General features: G+C 57.5%; 19 protein-coding genes. 5 read left to right on the forward strand and 14 right to left on the reverse strand.

Translation table 11 applies throughout. The features are described 5' to 3' along the window. A partial coding sequence (locus tag AC2FNU_RS17705) for a VOC family protein (protein WP_496790973.1) occupies positions 1-577 on the reverse strand: 577 nt, incomplete at its 3' end. A gap of 107 nt (positions 578-684) precedes the next feature. After that, on the reverse strand, positions 685-2811 hold the full coding sequence (gene scpA, locus AC2FNU_RS17710; protein WP_496790977.1) for a methylmalonyl-CoA mutase: 2127 nt from the start codon (positions 2809-2811) through the stop codon (positions 685-687). Positions 2812-2979: 168 nt separating this feature from the next. Here scpA and AC2FNU_RS17715 point away from each other — a divergent pair, with 168 nt between their 5' ends. Beyond that, positions 2980-3426, forward strand: coding sequence for a DUF4174 domain-containing protein (locus AC2FNU_RS17715; protein WP_496790981.1), 447 nt, complete (start codon positions 2980-2982; stop codon positions 3424-3426). Between the two features lie 76 nt (positions 3427-3502). On the opposite strand, the gene AC2FNU_RS17720 is transcribed toward AC2FNU_RS17715, so the two are convergent. Together AC2FNU_RS17720 and AC2FNU_RS17725 are read right to left on the reverse strand one after the other, a co-directional pair. Continuing rightward, positions 3503-5551 carry an acetyl-CoA carboxylase biotin carboxylase subunit gene (locus tag AC2FNU_RS17720; RefSeq protein WP_496790984.1) on the reverse strand — a complete coding sequence of 683 codons (2049 nt, stop codon included), beginning with the start codon at positions 5549-5551 and terminating at the stop codon, positions 3503-3505. 116 nt (positions 5552-5667) lie between these two features. Beyond that, complete coding sequence (locus AC2FNU_RS17725) at positions 5668-5871, reverse strand: hypothetical protein (protein ID WP_480798458.1); 204 nt, start codon at positions 5869-5871, stop codon at positions 5668-5670. Between the two features lie 650 nt (positions 5872-6521). On the opposite strand from AC2FNU_RS17725, the gene AC2FNU_RS17730 reads away from it, so the two are divergent. After that, on the forward strand, positions 6522-7673 hold the full coding sequence (locus tag AC2FNU_RS17730; protein ID WP_496790986.1) for a DcaP family trimeric outer membrane transporter: 1152 nt from the start codon (positions 6522-6524) through the stop codon (positions 7671-7673). An 86-nt stretch (positions 7674-7759) separates the two neighbouring features. Here AC2FNU_RS17730 and AC2FNU_RS17735 read toward each other — a convergent pair whose 3' ends face one another. From AC2FNU_RS17735 to AC2FNU_RS17745, 3 genes are all read right to left on the reverse strand, one after another. After that, a complete protein-coding gene (locus AC2FNU_RS17735; RefSeq protein ID WP_496790988.1) occupies positions 7760-8113 on the reverse strand; it encodes a hypothetical protein in 354 nt (117 codons plus the stop codon). 133 nt (positions 8114-8246) lie between these two features. Then, positions 8247-8732, reverse strand: coding sequence for a DUF6497 family protein (locus AC2FNU_RS17740; protein WP_496790990.1), 486 nt, complete (start codon positions 8730-8732; stop codon positions 8247-8249). 113 nt (positions 8733-8845) lie between these two features. After that, positions 8846-10378 carry an acyl-CoA carboxylase subunit beta gene (locus AC2FNU_RS17745; protein WP_496790992.1) on the reverse strand — a complete coding sequence of 511 codons (1533 nt, stop codon included), beginning with the start codon at positions 10376-10378 and terminating at the stop codon, positions 8846-8848. A gap of 183 nt (positions 10379-10561) precedes the next feature. Here AC2FNU_RS17745 and AC2FNU_RS17750 point away from each other — a divergent pair, with 183 nt between their 5' ends. Beyond that, complete coding sequence (locus AC2FNU_RS17750; protein WP_496790995.1) at positions 10562-11767, forward strand: multidrug effflux MFS transporter; 1206 nt, start codon at positions 10562-10564, stop codon at positions 11765-11767. A 63-nt stretch (positions 11768-11830) separates the two neighbouring features. Further along, positions 11831-13231, forward strand: a complete 1401-nt coding sequence (locus AC2FNU_RS17755) for a helix-turn-helix domain-containing protein (protein WP_480798452.1) — start codon at positions 11831-11833, stop codon at positions 13229-13231. Between the two features lie 75 nt (positions 13232-13306). Here the strand turns inward: AC2FNU_RS17755 and AC2FNU_RS17760 are convergent, their stop codons facing one another. From AC2FNU_RS17760 to AC2FNU_RS17790, 7 genes are all read right to left on the reverse strand, one after another. After that, the gene (locus tag AC2FNU_RS17760; protein ID WP_496791000.1) at positions 13307-13546 is read right to left on the reverse strand and encodes an HP1242/YdcH family protein; all 240 of its coding nucleotides are present in this window, start codon (positions 13544-13546) and stop codon (positions 13307-13309) included. A gap of 100 nt (positions 13547-13646) precedes the next feature. Beyond that, on the reverse strand, positions 13647-14294 hold the full coding sequence (locus AC2FNU_RS17765; RefSeq protein ID WP_496791002.1) for a thermonuclease family protein: 648 nt from the start codon (positions 14292-14294) through the stop codon (positions 13647-13649). Between the two features lie 54 nt (positions 14295-14348). Then, complete coding sequence (gene betA / locus AC2FNU_RS17770) at positions 14349-16007, reverse strand: choline dehydrogenase (RefSeq protein ID WP_496791005.1); 1659 nt, start codon at positions 16005-16007, stop codon at positions 14349-14351. A 67-nt stretch (positions 16008-16074) separates the two neighbouring features. Beyond that, positions 16075-17583, reverse strand: coding sequence for a choline-sulfatase (gene betC, locus AC2FNU_RS17775; RefSeq protein WP_496791006.1), 1509 nt, complete (start codon positions 17581-17583; stop codon positions 16075-16077). Then, complete coding sequence (gene betI / locus AC2FNU_RS17780) at positions 17580-18152, reverse strand: choline-binding transcriptional repressor BetI (RefSeq protein WP_496791008.1); 573 nt, start codon at positions 18150-18152, stop codon at positions 17580-17582. The genes betC and betI overlap by 4 nt, the downstream gene beginning before the upstream one ends. An 86-nt stretch (positions 18153-18238) precedes the next feature. After that, entirely contained in the window at positions 18239-19147 is a 909-nt protein-coding gene (locus tag AC2FNU_RS17785; protein WP_496791010.1) for a DMT family transporter, read from the reverse strand. A 40-nt stretch (positions 19148-19187) separates the two neighbouring features. Beyond that, a complete protein-coding gene (locus AC2FNU_RS17790) occupies positions 19188-19787 on the reverse strand; it encodes a LysE/ArgO family amino acid transporter (protein ID WP_496791011.1) in 600 nt (199 codons plus the stop codon). An 88-nt stretch (positions 19788-19875) separates the two neighbouring features. Between AC2FNU_RS17790 and AC2FNU_RS17795 the strand changes: the two genes are divergently transcribed. After that, positions 19876-20696, forward strand: an 821-nt coding sequence (locus AC2FNU_RS17795) for a LysR family transcriptional regulator ArgP (RefSeq protein ID WP_496791015.1), incomplete at its 3' end; no start/stop codon positions are given.

Here is a 20696-nt window from a genome sequence, read left to right on the forward strand (position 1 = left end):
GGGTTTCAAACTCGGCCCGCAAAGCGGCTGGCCCGGTGTCAAACACCACCCAGTCCAATGCGCCAAGATGCGTGGCCAGTGTCAACGCATCCGGGTGGAACACGACCAGCCTGCGCAGGCGGCAACCGCTGTCCTGCAACATCTGCGCCGGATGCAGATCCCCTTGCCACTGGATCAGGGCAGGAAACAGGTTGTCAAAGGGAAGACGACCTGTTGGTGGCACGGCCATACGCCAGCTCAGGGCTCCGCGTGTCAGATCAATCGGCGTTCCAACACCATCGGGAAACACTGAAAGAGACGCCTCGATATCCGGCACGCGGCAAATCCAATTGGTCAGCCTAGGTTTTCCTGTGAAACGGTCCAGATCGAACCAGCGGGTCCGTTCCGGCTTGGGCGCGTCGGGATCAATGGCAATTGCCTCAAGATACAAGCCGTCCTTGAGGCCCAACAGTCGATTATAAGTGCCAAACGTCTCGTGCTTGCCGCCCGCTTGCAACGCAACGCCCAAAGCCTGTTCGACATGCGCGGATGCTTCTTCCAGCGTTTCCCCGGCGACAGCCAGATGATCGAGCAACATGCGCCCCTCCCAAAAACAATTCGACCAGACCCAATAAGGTCTGGTCGCATGTTTCCGCCATTGAAGCGGGATCACAAGATTTTTCGACGAAAAACCTATGCTACAGTTTAAGCGCGTGCTTCGCTGATCAGACGCAGGATGTCCTGCGCGGCTTCGGGGATATTGGTGCCCGGCCCAAAGATCGCTTTCACCCCATGATCGTACAGGAACTGATAATCCTGCTGCGGGATCACGCCACCGCAGATAACGATAATATCCTCGGCACCGGCTTTCTTAAGCTCTTCCACCAACTGCGGGGCCAGCGTCTTGTGCCCTGCGGCTTGCGAGGAAATCCCAACCACATGCACGTCATTGTCCACCGCATCCTGCGCGGCCTCGGCGGGTGTCTGGAACAAAGGCCCAACGTCGACGTCAAACCCAATATCGGCAAAGGCCGTGGCGATAACCTTGGCCCCCCGGTCGTGGCCGTCCTGTCCCATCTTGACCACCAGCAAACGGGGGCGACGCCCTTCAGCTTCGGCAAAATCTTCAATGGATTTCTGGATCGCGGCAAAGCCTTCGTCACCTTCATAGGCCGCGCCATACACACCGGCCAGGGTTTTCACTTCGGCACGGTGGCGACCGAATTCTTTCTCCATTGCCATGCTGATCTCTCCTACGGATGCGCGGGCGCGGGCGGCCTCGACCGCGGCAGCCAGCAGGTTGCCACCCTCTTGGGCGGTTTGGGTCAGCGCGTCCAACGCAGCCTGACAGGCGGCCTCATCGCGGGTTGCGCGGATACGTTCCAGTCGCGCAACTTGTGCTTCGCGCACCGCTACGTTGTCGACATCCAGAATGTCGATCGGGTCTTCCTGTTCCTTGCGGTACTTGTTGACCCCAACGATCACCTCGTCGCCCCGGTCGATCATGGCCTGACGGCGGGCCGCGCTTTCTTCGATCCGCAGTTTGGGCATGCCGCTGGCCACGGCCTTGGTCATACCGCCCATCTCCTCGACCTCTTCCATAAGTGCCCAGGCTTTTTCGACCAGTTCATTGGTCAGGCTTTCGACGTAATAAGACCCGGCCAGCGGATCGACCACATCGGTCACGCCAGTCTCTTCCTGCAACACCAGCTGCGTGTTCCGGGCGATACGGGCCGAAAAGTCGGTCGGCAGAGCAATCGCCTCGTCCAGAGCGTTGGTGTGCAGCGACTGGGTGCCGCCCAAAACCGCACTCATCGCCTCATAGGCGGTGCGGATCACGTTGTTATACGGGTCTTGTTCCTGCAGCGACACGCCCGAGGTCTGGCAGTGGGTCCGCAGCATCTTCGACCGTTCGGATTTCGCCCCGAAGTCCGTCATCACCCGGTGCCACAGCGTCCGCGCGGCGCGCAGTTTGGCGATCTCCATGAAGAAGTTCATGCCAATGGCAAAGAAGAACGACAGACGCCCCGCGAACTTGTCCACGTCCATCCCGGCCTCGGTGGCAGCGCGCACATATTCGCGTCCGTCGGCCAGCGTATAGGCCAGTTCCTGTACCAGGTTCGCCCCGGCCTCTTGCATGTGATAGCCCGAGATCGAGATCGAGTTGAACTTGGGCATCTCGTTCGAGGTGTACTCGATGATGTCCGAGATGATCTTCATCGAGGGTTCGGGCGGATAGATATAGGTGTTCCTCACCATGAACTCTTTCAGAATGTCGTTCTGAATGGTGCCGGATAGCACGGATTTGTCATGCCCCTGCTCTTCGCCCGCAACGATGAAGCTCGCCAAAATCGGGATCACCGCGCCGTTCATGGTCATCGAGACCGAGACCTTGTCCAGCGGAATGCCGTCAAACAGGATCTTCATATCCTCGACCGAGTCGATGGCCACACCGGCCTTGCCCACATCGCCTACAACACGCGGGTGATCACTGTCATAACCACGGTGCGTGGCTAGATCGAAAGCGACCGAGACACCCTGCTGACCTGCTGCCAGGTTGCGGCGGTAGAAGGCGTTTGATTCCTCGGCCGTCGAAAAGCCCGCATATTGACGGATCGTCCAGGGGCGCCCGGCATACATCGTGGCCTTTACCCCGCGTGTGAACGGACCAAACCCCGGTAACGATCCCATATGTGGCAGATCAGCGGTATCTTCCTGCGTATAAAGCGGTTTTACGGCGATGCCTTCCAGCGTCTCCTTGGTTAGATCGTCCAACGGACGTCCGCGCAGCTCTTTCTCGGCCAGCGCTTTCCAGTCCTGTGTGTCGGTCATTTCGATTTCCTCTCGTCAATTCGGATGGCGGCCGCAGAAAGCGTCCGCATTGAGGTCGTGCGCTTGGCCAAGGCGTTTTGGCACAAGCGTGAAATTTTGTGTGTTCTGTGTAATTCCTCAGTCGCAATCGCGGTCACAGAGGCTATATTCGAAAGAACAGGAGGCCACATGACACGCACGCTTGCCTTTGTTTTCTCGGCACTAATCCCTCTGGCCGCCTGGGCGGCGGACGGCACTGCGACGACGGATGACAGCTTTGTTCGCCCGGTAGGGGACAGTGAACTCAGTGAGTTTTTATGGGTCAACCGACCCATTGTGGTCTTTGCCGATACGCCTGCCGACCCGCGGTTCCAGCAACAGATCGACATGCTGCTGGACGGCGAAGAGGCCATGCGTGACAGGGATGTGGTGGTCTTGACCGATACCGACCCTTCGGCGCGATCCCCGATCCGGGCGCAATTGCGTCCGCGTGGGTTCCAGATGGTATTCGTCGACAAGGACGGCGTGGTGAAATTACGCAAACCCGCGCCTTGGAGCGTGCGCGAAATCAGCCGATCCATCGACAAAACCCCTTTGCGGGAACGCGAAATCCGCGAACGGCGCGAGGGGGGGTAAGCGCCTTCGACACGTCCAAAGCCTCCGACGCAGCGCGCCGGAGACATGCCGAGATATGCCGAAAGCGTCGCCATGATCACTCAAACTCGATGATCACTTCGTCCACGGCGAGACTGTCGCCGGGGCCCGCATTGATCTTGGCTACGGTGCCTTTCTTCTCGGCGCGCAGGATGTTTTCCATCTTCATCGCCTCGATCGTGCACAATGCCTGACCTTCCTGCACCTCCTGCCCGACTTCGACATCGATCTTCACGACCAGACCGGGCATCGGGCAAAGCAGCATTTTCGAAGTATCTGGTGGCAATTTCTCGGGCATCAGGCGCGCCAGCTCGGCCTGACGCGGGGTACGTATCTGCACCTTGAGGTCAGCGCCACGATTGCGGATTCGGAACCCGCCAGAGACTTTACCCACCTTCATGACCAACGGTGCGCCATCAACCATCATGGTGGCAAGCTGATCGCCCGGGGTCCAATCACCCGTCACTCTCATTTCCTGACCATCCTCGAACCGAATGGTGGCACCTTCCTGATCGGCTATAACCTTGAGAGGCCACGGCACCTCGCCGCCGAAGGTAACGACCCAATCGGTGCCGACCTTGCGTTCGTGGTTGTCCATCCGGCCCGACACACGGGTCCGGCGGATTTCGGCCACGCGATGCATTGCCGCGCAGGATGCCGCGATCCCGCGCAGATCAGATTCGGGGAGCGCGACCCCTTCGAACCCATCAGGGTATTCTTCGGCAATAAAGGCGGTGGTCATGTCACCACTGATGAACTTCGGGTGGTCCATCACAGCCGACAGGAACGGCAGGTTGTGACCGATACCTTCAACCTCGAAACTGTCCAGGGCAACGCGCATCGCCTCAATCGCGGCTTCGCGGGTCGGTGCCCAGGTGCAGAGTTTTGCGATCATAGGGTCGTAATACATGCTGATCTCGCCGCCCTCGTAGACGCCGGTATCGTTGCGTACTGCCGCTTCACCTTCGGGCGCGTCGCCTTGCCATTTGCCATTGATCAGCATCGGACCAGCCGCTGTTTCCTGTGGCGGGCGATACCGGGTCAGACGACCAATCGACGGTAAGAAGTTGCGATAGGGATCTTCCGCATACAAGCGGTTTTCAATGGCCCAACCAGTCAGTGTCACGTCTTCCTGCGTGATCGACAAAGGCTCACCTGCTGCCACACGGATCATCTGCTCCACCAGATCGACGCCTGTGATCAGCTCGGTGACCGGGTGTTCCACCTGTAGACGGGTGTTCATTTCAAGGAAGTAAAAGTTCTTTTCCCCATCGACGATGAATTCCACCGTGCCCGCGCTGGAATAGCCAACCGCCTTGGCCAACGCCACGGCCTGTTCGCCCATCGCCTTGCGGGTTGCTTCATCAAGGAAAGGCGACGGTGCCTCTTCTACTACCTTCTGGTTTCGGCGCTGGATCGAGCATTCCCGCTCGCCCAGATAGATCCCGTTTCCATGGCTGTCACACAAAACCTGAATTTCGATGTGACGCGGCTGGGTGACGAATTTCTCGATAAAAATCCGGTCATCCCCAAACGAGTTCGCAGCTTCGTTCTTGGACGACTGGAAGCCCTCGCGCGCTTCTTCGTCGTTCCACGCGATGCGCATGCCCTTACCACCGCCACCGGCGCTGGCCTTGATCATGACAGGGTAGCCGATCTCATTCGAGATTTTGACCGCCTCATCTGCATCCTCGATCAGCCCCATATAGCCCGGAACCGTCGACACGTTTGCGTCCTGAGCGATTTTCTTCGACGTGATCTTGTCGCCCATCGCCTCGATTGCACCTTTCGGGGGACCGACAAAGGCCACGCCTTCAGCTTCCAGCGCTTCGGCGAATTTTGCGTTTTCCGACAAGAACCCGTAACCCGGATGCACCGCCTGCGCACCGCTTTGGCGAATGGCATCCATGACCTTATCGATCACAATGTACGACTGGTTCGCCGGCGGCGGGCCAATATGCACAGCTTCATCCGCCATCGACACATGCAGCGCTTGTCTGTCCGCATCCGAATAAATGGCAACAGTGCCGATACCCATCTTGCGGGCGGTCTTGATGACCCGGCAGGCGATCTCGCCCCGGTTGGCGATCAGGATCTTATTGAACATGGAGCGTCCTTTGGCTTGGTGTTCTGGAAACGCAAAACGCCGCCGCAGGGAGCGATCCCCACGACGGCGTGATGCGCGATGACGGACGAGGCGACAGACGCCCCGAAAAAGATGCGTTAGTTACAGTTGTTCTGCGTTTTGCAGTAAAGCACGTTGCCCGCTGCACCAACGGCCGCGCCAACAAGCGGGTCTGCGTTGAGAACGGCTGCACCGACTGCGCCGGCGCCGCCCCCAAGAATTGCCTGTTCACCTGTGGTGTCGCCGCAGGCAGACAAGCCCGCGCAGGTCGCTGCAACGAGGATGAGTTTTGAGATTCGCATTGTAACTGCCCTTCTGGTTGTCTTGCTTCGTTTGCGCTCTGATGCGCGAAACGCGGCGTGTTATTCAATATCAAAGGGCGCGCAGGCAGGTTTTGTGCAGATTTTTGCCTCTTTTTGCCGGTAGACCGTAAAAAGAAAAGCGCGGACAGGGTTTTGTGGGGAACACAAGCCTGTCCGCGTAAGGAAGGGGTACGGAATAGTAGGTGCATGTGCGGCGCAGGCAAAGTAGAGCCGCACGGCTCGTTCACTTTGCACGGCATAATATCTCCATCAAACACTGTATTGTTTCCAAGCGTTATCTCGGCTGGTTTCTGCCCACGCTGAGAGAGCCCGCGCAAGTTCGTGCCGATCTCAAGTCTTTGGCAATCCGAAGCCATGCCCTTTTTTCCCGTCACATTGCCGTTACATCCCACCCGGTGAAAACGGTCATTTGCAGGTGCAGCATCACACGTCGACTTTTTTCTGCGATGCAAAATAGCATTCACATTCATATGGTTGACAGATCGGTTCACCTTGGTGTGATTTTTCCGAGGTCGAATTGCACATTTCCTTGAGAAATTTGAATTTTTTTGTCCCATTCTCGTGATTTCCGTCGTCGCAGGCTGCGTGAAACGGTGCGCAGGCACACTCGCACACAAGGAAACACCCACATGACGACGACACGAATGAAGGCACTCCTGCTCGCTGCCTCGGCGCTTAGTGTGACCAGCACGCTTGCCTACGCTCAGGATGCCCAGACACAGGCCGAACTCGATGCTTTGCGCGACCGGGTCGAGGCGCTGGAATCCGCCAATAGCAGCCCCGCCAACGGAGATTTTCAGATCGGCAGCACCGTTCTGGATGTCTACGGCTATGTGAAGGCCGACTTCTTCTACGACTTTGAATTCGATCAGGGCGATACCGCCTTCGTGAACGTCATCGGTGAACCGTCTGCCGCGACCGATGGTACCTTTGGGGCGACCGTGCGCCAATCGCGGATCGGCCTGCGCACCACCACACCAAGTGGGATCGGAGACATCGGGGGGCAGCTGGAGCTTGATCTGTTCGGCTCGGGTGGAACCGCCGAACTGCGTGTGCGTCACGCAAACATCACGATCGGCGACCAGTTCCTGATCGGCCAATACTGGACCAACTTCCAGCCGCTGGACACCTATCCTACCTCGGTCGAATTCAACGGCCCTGTCGGGATTGCCTTCGCCCGTGTTCCACAGTTGCGATATACGGGACAGCTTGGAGGCAATGCTCAGTTCGCTGTTTCGCTGGAAGAAAACGTCAGCGGTTCGAACTCTGATGACCCGGTCCTGACAGCTGCGGCTGAATACAACGATGGTACTTACATTGCGCGTGGTGCAGTTCTTTACGGCAAAGCCAATTCCGGCAATGTCGAAGTTGACCAAACCGGTTTCACCGCCTCTGCCTCGATACGTCCATGGGAAGGCGGGCTGTTTCAGGTCAACTATGTAACGGGCGAGGCGCTTGGACCATACCTGATCGGCCTTGGCGATGCGATTGTCGGCGGGCAGGCGAACGATGTTGATGGCTACACCGTCGAATTCAGACAGGATCTGAGTCCAAAGTGGAATGTCGGCATTGCGTACGGTCGCGAGAACTACGATCTTCCCACTTCGACAGGCACTTTGTCCTTTACCGAGCTGGAGACGATCCATGTCAACGCTTTCTACAAGGCGACCGACAATCTGACGCTGAGCGCCGAGTACATCTATGGTGAGCGGAACGATGCGCCCACAGGCCGGACCTTTGACGGCAACCGTGTTCAGTTGGCTGCCCAGCTGAACTTTTGATCTAGTACACAAACCCTGCCCGGTTTCGGGCAGGGCCCCTGCAAGACCGTGTTCAGCACGCTGATATGTAGCAGCCAATTTCACAGTCAGCCCATTCCGTCGATGATTTCGGGAAAGGACGCGCGGGCCGCATCCACATCGATGACCAAAAGCGCATCATAGCTGGCCGGATTGAACGGGTCTTCTGCAGGCACAACTTCGCGTCCGAACAACCAGCTCAGGCGACCGGCATCCAGATTGCCCCGCTCGAAGGGCTGATCCCCGAAATGCGCCCAAAGCGCTTCCATGAACGCTGTGTCCGCGCGTTTATCCGCAGGCTTGCGATCGCGGAACCGCTCCCGACGGGTCAACGGCGTCACGCCCTTGGGATTGGCGCGGCGAATGGTGAACTGAAAATCTGTGCCAGTCAGACGTCCGGGGAATCCGCGATGCTTTAGCATGGCAATACCCCAGGCTTGACGCTTACAGACAAAGAAAAATCAAACCCGAAAAGGGATGGGATCATGTTGCGCACCTCCAAAGCCGCACCGTTTATCTGAGATGCTCTGAGGTCATGACGGTAAAAGCTCATGATCAAAGCCCCTCCCAGATACACCGGGACTGCTCCAGCTGGTAGGCTTCAAAAAACTGCGTCGCGTCAGGGGCAGCATCGCCAAATTCCACTGGTCGGTCGGACAACGAGATAACAACACGCACCGGCTGCAGGTTATGTTGGGCCACATAAGGAACAGCCAGTATCTGGCACAGATGCTCCATGTCTTTCGACGCAACATCATAGGTAATCCGCCCAACCGTCGCGCCAATCTTAGGGGCGATGAAACGGAAGCGCACCCAAAGCTCGCCCGGATTGTTGTCCAGCAAGACTTCATCCAAATGCACAGGCTGGCCAGACGGCACCGGCAGCTGGGCATCCGATTGAGCAAAGGCAGAAGTACAAAGCGCGCAGAACAGCAGACAAATGGCGCGATCCCGGACCCGCCAAGGGCGAGCTCCTCCTTCCGGGATCGCACGCGCAGTACTTGTGAACTGCGCTGTTCTATGTCTGATGGGTCGGATCATTCAACTATTTGCCGATTCTTGTCAATTCCGCCTCAATTTTGAGCGGGTTTTGCCCATTTTTTAGCCTGACGACGCACAGGAACACCGGGGCGGTCTGCACCGCCCCAGCGCAGTTACAGCGGAATATTGTCGTGCTTTTTCCACGGGTTCTTTAGCTGCTTACCGCGCAAGCTGGCGAACGCTCTGGACACACGACGACGGGTCGATTGCGGCATGATTACTTCATCGACAAAGCCGCGCTCGGCCGCAACAAAGGGGTTGGCAAACCGATCTTCGTAATCTGCGACATGCTGTGCGGTCTTTTCTGCGTCCGCCAGATCCGCACGATGGATGATTTCGGTTGCACCTTTTGCCCCCATCACCGCGATTTCAGCTGTGGGCCAGGCATAGTTGAAATCACCACGCAGATGCTTGGACGCCATAACCACATAGGCACCGCCATAGGCTTTCCGCGTGATCACGGTCACTTTGGGCACTGTGGCCTCACCATAGGCATAAAGCAGCTTCGCACCGTGTTTGATCACGCCGCTGTATTCCTGCTGCGTGCCCGGCAGGAAGCCCGGAACATCCACAAAGGTCAGGATCGGGATTTCAAAACAATCACAGAAGCGCACAAAGCGCGCCGCCTTGCGCGAGCTGTCAATGTCCAGACATCCCGCCAGAACCATCGGCTGGTTGGCAACGACCCCGACGGTCTGACCCTCCAGGCGGATAAAGCCGGTGATGATGTTCTTGGCGAAATCTTCCTGGATTTCGTAGAAGTCACCCTCATCCGCCACTTTGGTGATGAGTTCCTTCATGTCGTAGGGCGTGTTGGGATTGTCCGGCACCAGGGTATCCAGCGACGGCTCAAGCCGTCCGGGTTCGTCAAAGAATGGACGGACCGGGGGTTTCTCGCGATTGTTGAGGGGCAGGAAATCCACAAGCCGGCGTACTTCGGCCAACGCCTCGACATCATTTTCAAACGCCGCATCCGCGACCGACGACTTCTTGGTGTGTGTCGACGCACCACCCAGTTCCTCAGCCGTCACGACCTCGTTGGTAACCGTTTTGACCACGTCCGGGCCGGTCACAAACATGTAAGACGAATCTTTGACCATGAAGATAAAGTCCGTCATTGCCGGGCTGTAAACCGCGCCACCGGCACAGGGGCCCATGATCAAGCTGATCTGCGGGACAACGCCGGATGCCGTAATGTTGCGCTGGAACACTTCGGCATACCCCGCCAGCGACGCGACACCTTCCTGGATTCGCGCCCCACCCGAGTCGTTGATCCCGATGATCGGCGCACCATTCTGCACCGCCATATCCATGATCTTGCAAATCTTCTGCGCGTGGGTTTCCGAGAGCGACCCACCGAAAACGGTAAAGTCCTGGCTGAACACATAGACCATACGGCCGTTGATTGTGCCCCACCCGGTCACGACCCCATCGCCCGCAGGCTTTTGGTTTTCCATGCCGAATTCAGTACAGCGGTGGCTGACAAACATATCGAATTCCTCGAAACTGCCTTCATCCAGCAGCAATTCGATCCGTTCACGTGCTGTCAGTTTGCCGCGTGAATGTTGGGCATCGATCCTTCTTTGCCCACCGCCCAGCCGTGCCTCATCCCGGCGATTTTCCAACTCGGAAAGGATGTCCTTCATGACGCGTATCCCTTTTAAAATTTGACCGGACACTACCTGTTAGACAGCCTGATCCAAAGTTCTTTTCGGCAAATTTGCAAAGTATCAGCAACAACATTCTGGATAACTGCAAATTAGCTAAGTATCGGACTGATTTTCTCCAACGGCTGGCATTCCGAAATTCCATGGCTATACATGTGAACTATGCAGTTCAGCTCTGGCGCCACACAGCGCACACCACCCACATTGGCAACACTTGTCTTGCTCTCGGGTCTGTCCGCCCTGAGCATGAACCTGTTCTTGCCCAGCCTGCCGAATATGGCCCTGTACTTCGACACCGATTACAAGGTCATGCAACTCTCGATTGCCCTGTACCTGCTGATCAACGCCGTTTTGCAAATCGTGATTGGCCCAATTGCCGACAAGGCGGGTCGCAGACCTGTTTTGCTTTGGGGCCTCGCGCTTTTCCTACTGGCCACTTTGGGATGCATATATGCGCCGAACGCCGAGATATTTCTGATCTTCAGGATGTGTCAGGCAGTCGTTGTTGTAGGTATCGTATTAAGCCGCGCAGCCGTGCGGGATATGTACGATCAAGACCAGGCGGCATCGATGATCGGTTACGTGACCATGGGTATGGCGGTCGTCCCCATGATCGGACCTGCAATTGGCGGTATTCTCGAAGAGGCGTTCGGCTGGAAAGCAAATTTCTGGCTGCCATTCGCCATTGGCGCTTTGACGCTTTTCCTGACCTTTACGGATTTTGGCGAGACGGCAGCAAAAAGTGGGAAATCACTCGTACAGCAATTCAAAGAATACCCCGAATTGCTGACCTCGCCACGCTTCTGGGGATATTCATTGGCCTGCGCCTTTTCGTCGGGGGCGTTCTTTGCTTATCTGGGTGGTGCGCCATTTATTGGAACTGAATTATTCGGACTGAGCGCCGCGCAAGTTGGTATCTATTTCGGCGCGCCTGCCGTTGGATATTTCGCGGGGAACTTCATCAGCGGGCGCTATTCTATGCGGGTTGGCGTGAATCGCATGGTTTTTTGGGGCAGCCTGTTAAACGCCTTCGGCGTCGCGTTATCGGCATCGCTTTTTCTTGTGGGCAGCGGAACAGCGCTCAGCTTCTTTGGGCTCATGACCTTTGTCGGCATCGGAAACGGCATGGTCATTCCTAATGCAACCGCCGGCTCACTGTCTGTCCGCCCGCACCTGGCGGCAACCGCATCAGGCTTGAGCGGTGCCATAATGTTGGGCGGCGGCGCAGGGCTAAGTGCCTTGGCCGGTGCGCTGTTGACGCACGAGACCGGCGCGATGCCTCTTTTGTGGTTGATGCTGGCAACTGCCTTTTTAGCCATTTGTGCGATTGCGGCAGTCATTCGGCGGGAACGACAACTGGGGCTCTAAACGCTTGCACGGGCCACTTTGCAAAGTTAGTCTTCGGATTTAGGAAACTTGCAAAGGCCCCCAATGGCAACTCAAAAACTCTATGCGGGCGCAAAGCTCCGCGAGATGCGCACACGTCTGACTCTGACCCAGCGTGAATTCGCAGCCAAACTGGGTGTTTCCCTGCCCTACCTGAACCAGATGGAGAATAACAACAGACCGATTTCGACAACGGTTGTTTTAGCCCTGGCGCAGGAATTCGGCATGGACGTGACCGAACTAAGCACCGGCGACAGCGAACGGCTTGTATCTGACATGCGTGAGGCATTGGCCGACCCGGTATTCGCCGATGCCCAACCTCCATTGGCTGATCTGCGCCTGACCGCATCAAACGCCCCGGCCTTGGCGCGTGCCTTTATCGAGTTACACAAAACCTACCGCCAGACACACGAACGCCTTGCGTCACTGGACGAAGCCTTGGGGCGCGAAGATGCCCGTATTCAGGCCAGCCCGTGGGAAGAAGTGCGCGATTTCTTTCATTACTGCGACAACTATATCGACGCTGTGGACAGAGCGGCAGAACTGTTCGCCAACCGCGCGGACGGCCCCGGAGGGATACGGCAGGCCGCCCTGAACAGCCTGTCAGAGCGCGGCATACAAGTCGTTTTTTCAGATATGGACCCACTGCGCAGTTACGATGCAGAAAGCAAAATACTGCGCCTGTCCTCGCGCGCGGCACCTCAAACCCAAGTGTTCCAATTGCTGTTGCAGGTTGCGTTGATCAGCCAGGACAAGCTGTTGGAAGCAACGCTGGATTTTGCAAAGTTCCAAAGCGACGAGGCCCGGTCGATTGCAAAGATCGGCCTTGCCAACTATTTCGCGGGCGCGTCATTGATGCCATATTCCGCCTTCCTGACCGCCGCGCAAGAAGAGCGCCACGATCTGGAACTGCTAAGCAATCGGTTCGGAGCGTCAATCGAGCAGATTGCCCATCGGCTATCAACGCTTCAGCGCCCCGGAGCAAAAGGTATCCCTTTCTTTTTTGTCCGGGTGGATCAGGCTGGCACGATTACCAAACGACACTCGGCCACGCGCCTGCAATTTGCGCGGTTCGGTGGCGCGTGTCCGTTGTGGAACGTGCACCGCGCCTTTGAAACGCCGGGGCATTTTCTTCGCCAACTGGCAGAAACGCCAGATGGGGTTCGCTATATTTCTCTTGCACGGGACGTGTCAAAGTCAGGCGGGTCCTTCGGCGCACCTGTCAGGCGCTATGCGATCGCATTGGGGTGCGAAGTGCGCCACGCCCCGGCGCTTGTCTATGCCGACAATCTCGATATCAATAACGCCAGCGCATACGAACCGATCGGCATTTCTTGCCGCATCTGCGAACGGCAAACCTGCCACCAGCGCTCGGTTCCTCCACTGGAACGCCGCCTGAGCATCGACACCCATATGCGCGGCACCCTGCCCTACGAAGTCACCTGATCTTCACCTGGCCCAAAATACCTCGGGGGAGTCGCGGCCCAGGCCGCGACGGGGGCAGAGCCCCCATCTCTTGGCTTAGGCTTTGGACAGGATCGACCAGATCTCATCCTTTAAGGCGGCACGCTTTTTGCGCAGCTCAACCTCAGCCAGATCTTCCATCGGTTCGACATTTGTTTCTGAGCGATGAACCACGCGGTTGATTTCGTGATACTCGTCGGCCAGCCGGGCAAAATGCGCGTCCGATTGCTTGAGCTGGCTCATCAATTCAACTTTGTCCGGGAACTCTTCAGCCAGTTCATGCGGGGTGTGGGACATATCTGTTCGCTCCATAATAAGTCGTTGCAAATCAGTCGTAGTCGCGCCCATGAGAACCCGCTTTGACGCGGATCAATTTCATGCAGTTTTCATGCAAATTTCAGCGTCGCGACGCACGCCATCCTGCGGCGCGGGCGGCAGCGGCAGAACAGAACCAACGCTCGCCTTTGGACGTACTAATCCGGGTCTTGGCATAAAAGGCCTGGCCCGGCATGTGGTATATCTTTTCGCCCTTGGCAGAGATATTCCCTTTGATCCGACACTCGTCTGATGAAGCGGACCTCCTGGCGGCGCGATGCACCCAAGGTACTTGAATCTGCTGCTGATGCAGCCCAACACTTCGCGCCTTTGCGTCTTGCTCAGCGCTTTCATAGGCATGTGAATACTTGCGATAGGCAAAGGCCAAACCCAGCCGCACCAGTTGATCGGCTGCATCTTGCGCCTCGAACATACACTTTGCGACAACCCGACCATATCGATCGCGGTCCAACGGCATGCACGACGCTGTTTTTCCTTGGAATAGCTGGCGAACCTCCTGCGTCACCCAGGCACCGCATGGCCACGTTGATCCTTCGGCATCCTGACAGGATTGATCCAGCTCGGGCGCATCGATTCCATGCAGGCGAACCCGGATACCGCCAACTTCCCAAGTATCGGCATCAATCACATGAACCTGGCCAGAAAGACGTTCTGCGGCCAGTGACACACATGGCAGAAACAGAACAAAAGCTAAACAAATCCTTAACATGCCCCCGATATGCGCCTGAAATCACGCATATTCAACCGGGGGCACGTCAAAAGGTTAACGTTGTGCCGTCGCCCAGTTCGGGTGGATCCAAGGCCGGTCGTTGGCTTTGGGCAGCGGGTCTTTGCCCAGCAGGGAATCCGACACTTTCTCGCCCACCATGATCGACGGCGCGTTGAGGTTACCGTTGGTGATCTGAGGAAAGATCGAGCTGTCCGCAACACGCAGCCCATCCACACCGATCACACGGCCTTCGGGATCAACCACGGCGTCTTTGTCATCCGCGCGCCCCATCCGACAGGTGCCACAGGGGTGATAAGCGCTTTCGGCATGTTCTGCGATAAAGGCGTTCAGCTCTTCATCTGTTTGAACGGCGGCACCCGGTTGGATTTCTTTGCCTGCATAAGGCTTAAATGCGTCTTGGCCAAAGATTTCTCGGGTCAGACGGATACAGGTGCGGAAATCTTCCCAATCCTCGTCATGGCTCATGTAGTTGAACTTGATCACCGGCGCGTCCGCAGCTTGAGCGGACCGCAGAGTCACCGCCCCTCGCGACGGAGACCGCATCGGACCGACATGCGCCTGGAACCCGTGGCCTTCCGCTGCCGCCTGCCCGTCATAACGGACCGCGATGGGCAGGAAGTGGTACTGAATATCTGGGTACTCCACGCCAGGTTTCGACCGGATGAAGGCCGCGCTTTCAAACTGGTTCGACGCTCCCAGACCGGTTTTTGTGAATAGCCATTGTGCCCCGATCAGACCTTTGCTGAACAGGTTCCAATGCTTATACAGCGTGATCGGCTGCAACGAGGCTTGCTGTATATACAGCTCCAGATGGTCCTGCAGGTTGGCACCAACGCCCGGTCGATCTGCAACAACGTCTATCCCGTGCTCGGCCAGATGCGCGGCCGGACCGATGCCGGACAACATCAAAAGCTTGGGCGAGTTGATCGAGGACGCTGCCAGAACAACCTCACGCCGGGCTTTGATGACTTCAGACTTGCCGCCGCGGATCAGCTCCACCCCGGTGGCGCGCCCGTTTTCCATCACGACCCGAGACGCCAGGCCCCGTACGATATCGCAATTGTCGCGCTTGAGCGCCGGTTTCAGATAGGCATTCGCCGCCGACCAACGCCGTCCTTTCCAGACGGTCTGTTCCATCGGGCCAAAGCCTTCCTGCTTTTCGCCGTTATAGTCGCCCGTAACCTCGTATCCGGCCTGTTGACCCGCATCGACGAACGCTTTGAACAAGGGGTTTTCGCGTGGACCGCGCGAGACATGAAGCGGACCATTCGTGCCACGCCATGCCGGATCACCACCGTGACCCCCGTCGTGCCAGCTTTCCATGCGTTTATAGTATGGCAGGACATCAGCATACGACCAGCCATCTGCGCCCATCTCGGCCCAGGTATCGAAGTCACGTGCGTGGCCGCGAACGTAGACCATTCCATTGATCGAGGACGAGCCGCCGATCACCTTGCCACGCGGACAAGCCAGACGCCGGTTGTTCAGGTGCGGCTCGGGCTCGGACTGGTAGCCCCAGTCGTAACGCGACATGTTCATCGGATAGCTCAACGCGGCTGGCATCTGAATGAACGGTCCCGCGTCTGTCCCACCGTGTTCGATCACCAGAACCGAAGCCCCGGCTTCGCTCAAACGGTAGGCCATCGCACATCCGGCCGAGCCCGCGCCTACGATGACAAAATCTGCTTCCATTTCCACAACTCCTGACCCGCCGAGGCTGAATGCCTCCGGCGGGAGTATTTTCAAAAAGATGAAGAGGTTACTCTCCGCGCGGGAACCGAGCGTTTTCCTCTACGACGTTCAGATCCATGTGATTGCGCATGTAGCGTTCCGATGCTTTTTGCAGCGGCTGGTAATCCCATGGGTAATAGCCACCTTGCCGCAGCGCTTCGTACACGACCCAGCGGCGCGCCTGACTGGCGCGGACGTCGGCGTCGAAGCGATCCAGATCCCAACGGGCCTCGGATTTTGCGCGCAAGGTTTGCAGGGTACCCGCGTGTTCGGGTTTGTCTGCAAGATTGGTGAGTTCGTGCGGGTCGGCCTCAAGATCAAAAAGCTGGTCCGGGTCCAACGCGCAGCGGTTGTATTTCCACTTGCCATAGCGCAGCGACACCAGCGGCGCATAAGATGCCTCGGCCGCATATTCCATGGCCACGGGCGCGGCTCTCTCACCACCTTTCGCCAGCGGCACGAGGTTTTCACCATCTGTCCAAGGTGCGATTTCATCCATATCGACACCGGCCAAGGCGCCAAGAGTCGGCGTTACATCGATCGTGGAAACCGGCGTATCGATCCGCCCGGCAGGCAGGTCGGGGGACGCAATCATCAACGGCACACGCGCGGAACCTTCGTAGAAGTTCATTTTGAACCACAGGCCGCGTTCGCCCAGCATGTCACCGTGATCCGAGACAAACAGGATGATCGCCTCTTGCCGGGTCGTTTCCAACACTTCGATGATCTCACCGATCTTGTCGTCCAGATAAGAGATATTGGCGAAATAGGCGCGGCGGGATTTGCGGATGTCTTCTTCGGTGATGTCGAAACTGCGCCAGTCATTGGCGTCGAATATCCGCTTGGCGTGCGGGTCCTGATTGTCGTAGCCAATATCAGCGACCTCGGGCAGAAGATGCTCACAATCCTCGTACAAATCCCAGTATTTGCGGCGGGCCACATATGGATCATGCGGATGGGTGAAGCTAACGGTCACACACCAAGGGCGATCATCCTTGCCGCGCGCCAGATCGTAGAGCTTGGCCTTGGCGTTGTAGGCCACCTCGTCATCGTACTCCATCTGGTTCGAGATTTCTGCAACGCCTGCGCCCGTCACGGAGCCCATGTTGTGATACCACCAGTCGATCCGCTCTCCCGGTTTGCGATAGTCTGGGGTCCAGCCGAAATCGGCCGGGTAGATGTCAGTGGTCAGACGATCCTCGAACCCGTGCATCTGGTCGGGGCCGACGAAATGCATTTTGCCGGACAGGCAGGTATAATATCCGGCCCGGCGCAGGTGGTGCGCGTAGGTGGGGATGTCGCTGCGGAACTCAGCTGCGTTGTCATAGACGCCGGTGCGCGAAGGCAGTTGGCCAGACATAAAGCTGGCCCGCCCCGGCGCGCATAACGGCGAGGCTGTGTAGGCATTGGCAAACCGCGTCGACTTCTCGGCCAGTTTCTTCAGGTTCGGAGCATGTAACCAATCTGCGGGACCATCGGGAAAGAGGGTTCCGTTCAGCTGATCCACCATCAGGATCAGAATGTTCGGTTTTGTCATTTTTCAGCCTCGAGCAGAGTGTTGAGCACACGCATTGCGTGGTTCACCGCCAATTGCGGTTCCTCCGGGGCGCTGAGAGCCGCTCGGATGTATAGCCCGTCGATCAGAGCGATCATGTTTTCGGCCGCCTCTACCGGATCCTGCATTTTGGGGCGCAGCGCATCAATAAGGTTCGAACGGATGCGCGCCTGATAGACCTGCCATAGGCGCAGCGCGTCATCATTGGTCTGCGCCAGAACATAAAAGGTCATCCAAGCTGCAATCACGTCTGGTGTGAAACATGAGGGGGCAAAGCACGCCTGAATGATTGCCTTTGCTCGCTCCTCGGGCGCGGCCGCTTTCAATTTGGCACGCGCCTCCTCGCCAAAATCCGTCAGGATCTGACGCATGGCCGCCAGGAAAATCTGATCCTTGCCGCCAAAATAGTGATGTGCGAGTGCACTGGACATACCCGCGCGTTTCGCAATCTGGCTGACTGTCACATCAAGGGATTTCTGCACGCCCAATTCTGCAATCGTGGCACGGACAATTGCATCCCGGCGGATCGGCTCCATTCCTACTTTTGGCATCATTCCCCCCTGAACAGGCGTTACGACCCCAAATTAGGAGTTTTTTATTGACTCGTCAATCAATGAAAGAGACGGTTAGACTTGCCTCATAGCTTCGGCGCAATGCTCGGAGGCGTCAAGTCTCGGCGGTTCAGCACTGCTTCGCGCCATGAGATGAAACTGACGGCACACAGGATCAAAGTGCCACCGGCAACGACCCAGATATCAACGCTTTCATGGAACACAACAGCGCCCAACAATGTGGCCCAGATCAACTGAAGAAATGTGACCGGCTGCGTGACAGCCACGGGCGCGGCTTGCAATGCCAGAGTCATGAGATAATGCCCGGCGGTTGCAAAACAGGCCACCAGAAACAAAACCCCCAGATCGCGCAGGCTGGGCTGAGTCCAGACCGCCACTGCAAAGGGGATCAGTGCCAGTGTTACCCAAATCGAAAGATGCGCCACAACAACCGAAGGTGGCACATCGCGTACCAACAGTTTAGCCAGCAGGTACGAACCGCCCAGCATCAAGGCTGTGCCGAGCATCGCCAGATGTCCCGGAGACACCTCTCGGAAACCCGGTCGCAGGATGATCAACACCCCGCCCAAAGCAACCAGAATTGCTGCGATCCGTCGAAAGGCAAGTTTTTCTCCCAGAAACAAGGCTGCCCCCAAAGTCACGTAGACGGGTGTCATGTAGTTCATGGCCGTGACTTCAGCCAACGGGATCTGCGTCATGGCAAAGAACCACAGCATCACCGCAACAGCATGAACCACACCCCGCACGCCGAACAGCGTCAACAAACGGGGCGTCAGCCGCGTAGCCATGATCGACCGCAGAGCCGGAAGCAAGAATACCAGCCCCAACGCATATCGCAGAAACGCGGCCTGAATCGGGTTCATGGTCGTCCCCAAGGACTTCACCAAAGCCGTCATCACAACAAAGGACAGCCCGGCGGAAAACATCCAGAACATGCCTGCTATGGGGCGGGACGAAACGGCGTTTGAAGTCATGGCTTAGGTTGAACACCGAAACCCGGTCAGGAACAACCCTTCACATGACAACAAGTTTCAGTGCAATGCCCAACATGACAACGCCAATCCCGGCATCCAGCACCTGCCACGCCTGCGGGCGGGTAAAAACAGGCGACAGAACGCCTGCGCCGTATCCCAGCGAGAAGAAGAAGACAAAGCTGGACGTCATTGCGCCCAGTGCAAACCCCAGACGGTCGTCATACTGCGCCGAGATTGAACCGATCAGCACGACGGTGTCCAAATAGACATGCGGGTTCAGCCAGGTGAAGGCGAGCACCGTTAGAAGCGCGGTTTTCAAGCTGGTGCGCTGACCATTGCCGATCTCCATCACCGCGCCGCCCTGCCAGGCCGAGCCAAGGCTGCGCAGCCCATACCAGGTCAGGAACGCGGCCCCGCCATAGCGCATCACGGTTTCGAACCACGGCACCGCCTGCGCCAGAGTGCCAAAACCAGCCACGCCCGCGCCGATCAATACAGCATCGGACACCGCGCAGGTCAGGCACAGAATGAAGACGTGCTCGCGTCGCAATCCCTGCCGCAGGATAAAGGCGTTTTGCGCACCGATCGCAAGGATCAGGCTGAAACCCAGTGCAAAACCGGCAATCATGGATGTTGGCATGGGACCTCCTGAACCTTTCCAAGCGTTGACTAAGCCCCTTGGCGTGACCTATCAAATTAAAGATTCTGCTCTGACTTAAGAAACTCTAATGCTGCTGGATCCAAACCAACTGTCCGCATTATCCGCCATCCTGCGCCTTGGGAGCTTTGAAGCTGCGGCTGCGGAACTGGCTGTCACGCCTTCTGCAGTTTCCCAGCGGATCAAAGCGCTGGAGGATCGGGTCGGTGCATCGTTGATCCATCGGGTTACGCCTTGCACCGGAACGCCCGCAGGGCTGCGTATTGCCCGCTATGCCGAGGATGTCGGTCTTCTTGAGGCACAATTGGCCCGCGAATTGGCGTTGGAACAGAATCCGCGATCCGCGCGGGTTCGCATCGCGGTGCCCGCCGATGTTCTGGCCACATGGTTTATCGATGCAATGGTGCAAGTGCCCGACATGCTGTTCGATTTAGTCGTTGACGACCAGGACCATTCGGCAGATTGGCTGAAACGCGGTGAGGTCAGCGCAGCCGTCACTGTGGGCGGGCGTCCCGTGACAGGGTGTGACGTAACGGCGCTGGGTGTGCTGCGATACCTGCCCACAGCCAGCCCTGCCTTCATCAACACGTGGTTCAAGGACGGCGTGAATGAGGACACGCTGGGCAAAGCGCCCTGTCTGGTTTTCAACCAAAAGGATGGTCTGCAAAAGGCATGGCTGTCGCAATACGTTGCTGGCCATCTGTCGCCGCCATTTCATTTCCTGCCATCCTCGAACGGGTTCGTGGAGGCAGCGATTGCCGGGCTGGGATGGGGTATGAACCCAGCGGCCCTTGCCCAAGACGCCTTGGAACAGGGGCGGTTGCAGCCCATCCTGGCCAATGCTCCGCTGGATGTTGCGCTCAGCTGGCAGGTTGGTCGCGTACTTGCACC

The organism is Ruegeria sp. BHSB064 (assembly GCF_059613205.1).

Excerpts from the sequence above, each read along its gene's own strand:
- betA (WP_496791005.1), bottom strand. The coding sequence starts at position 16,007 with ATGGAAGCAGATTTTGTCATCGTAGGCGCGGGCTCGGCCGGATGTGCG.
- AC2FNU_RS17720 (WP_496790984.1), bottom strand. The coding sequence starts at position 5,551 with ATGTTCAATAAGATCCTGATCGCCAACCGGGGCGAGATCGCCTGCCGG.
- AC2FNU_RS17730 (WP_496790986.1), top strand. The coding sequence starts at position 6,522 with ATGACGACGACACGAATGAAGGCACTCCTGCTCGCTGCCTCGGCGCTT.
- AC2FNU_RS17740 (WP_496790990.1), bottom strand. The coding sequence starts at position 8,732 with ATGATCCGACCCATCAGACATAGAACAGCGCAGTTCACAAGTACTGCG.
- scpA (WP_496790977.1), bottom strand. The coding sequence starts at position 2,811 with ATGACCGACACACAGGACTGGAAAGCGCTGGCCGAGAAAGAGCTGCGC.
- AC2FNU_RS17755 (WP_480798452.1), top strand. The coding sequence starts at position 11,831 with ATGGCAACTCAAAAACTCTATGCGGGCGCAAAGCTCCGCGAGATGCGC.
- AC2FNU_RS17725 (WP_480798458.1), bottom strand. The coding sequence starts at position 5,871 with ATGCGAATCTCAAAACTCATCCTCGTTGCAGCGACCTGCGCGGGCTTG.
- AC2FNU_RS17750 (WP_496790995.1), top strand. The coding sequence starts at position 10,562 with ATGCAGTTCAGCTCTGGCGCCACACAGCGCACACCACCCACATTGGCA.
- AC2FNU_RS17765 (WP_496791002.1), bottom strand. The coding sequence starts at position 14,294 with ATGTTAAGGATTTGTTTAGCTTTTGTTCTGTTTCTGCCATGTGTGTCA.
- betI (WP_496791008.1), bottom strand. The coding sequence starts at position 18,152 with ATGCCAAAAGTAGGAATGGAGCCGATCCGCCGGGATGCAATTGTCCGT.
- AC2FNU_RS17790 (WP_496791011.1), bottom strand. The coding sequence starts at position 19,787 with ATGCCAACATCCATGATTGCCGGTTTTGCACTGGGTTTCAGCCTGATC.
- AC2FNU_RS17785 (WP_496791010.1), bottom strand. The coding sequence starts at position 19,147 with ATGACTTCAAACGCCGTTTCGTCCCGCCCCATAGCAGGCATGTTCTGG.
- AC2FNU_RS17760 (WP_496791000.1), bottom strand. The coding sequence starts at position 13,546 with ATGTCCCACACCCCGCATGAACTGGCTGAAGAGTTCCCGGACAAAGTT.
- AC2FNU_RS17735 (WP_496790988.1), bottom strand. The coding sequence starts at position 8,113 with ATGCTAAAGCATCGCGGATTCCCCGGACGTCTGACTGGCACAGATTTT.
- betC (WP_496791006.1), bottom strand. The coding sequence starts at position 17,583 with ATGACAAAACCGAACATTCTGATCCTGATGGTGGATCAGCTGAACGGA.
- AC2FNU_RS17745 (WP_496790992.1), bottom strand. The coding sequence starts at position 10,378 with ATGAAGGACATCCTTTCCGAGTTGGAAAATCGCCGGGATGAGGCACGG.
- AC2FNU_RS17715 (WP_496790981.1), top strand. The coding sequence starts at position 2,980 with ATGACACGCACGCTTGCCTTTGTTTTCTCGGCACTAATCCCTCTGGCC.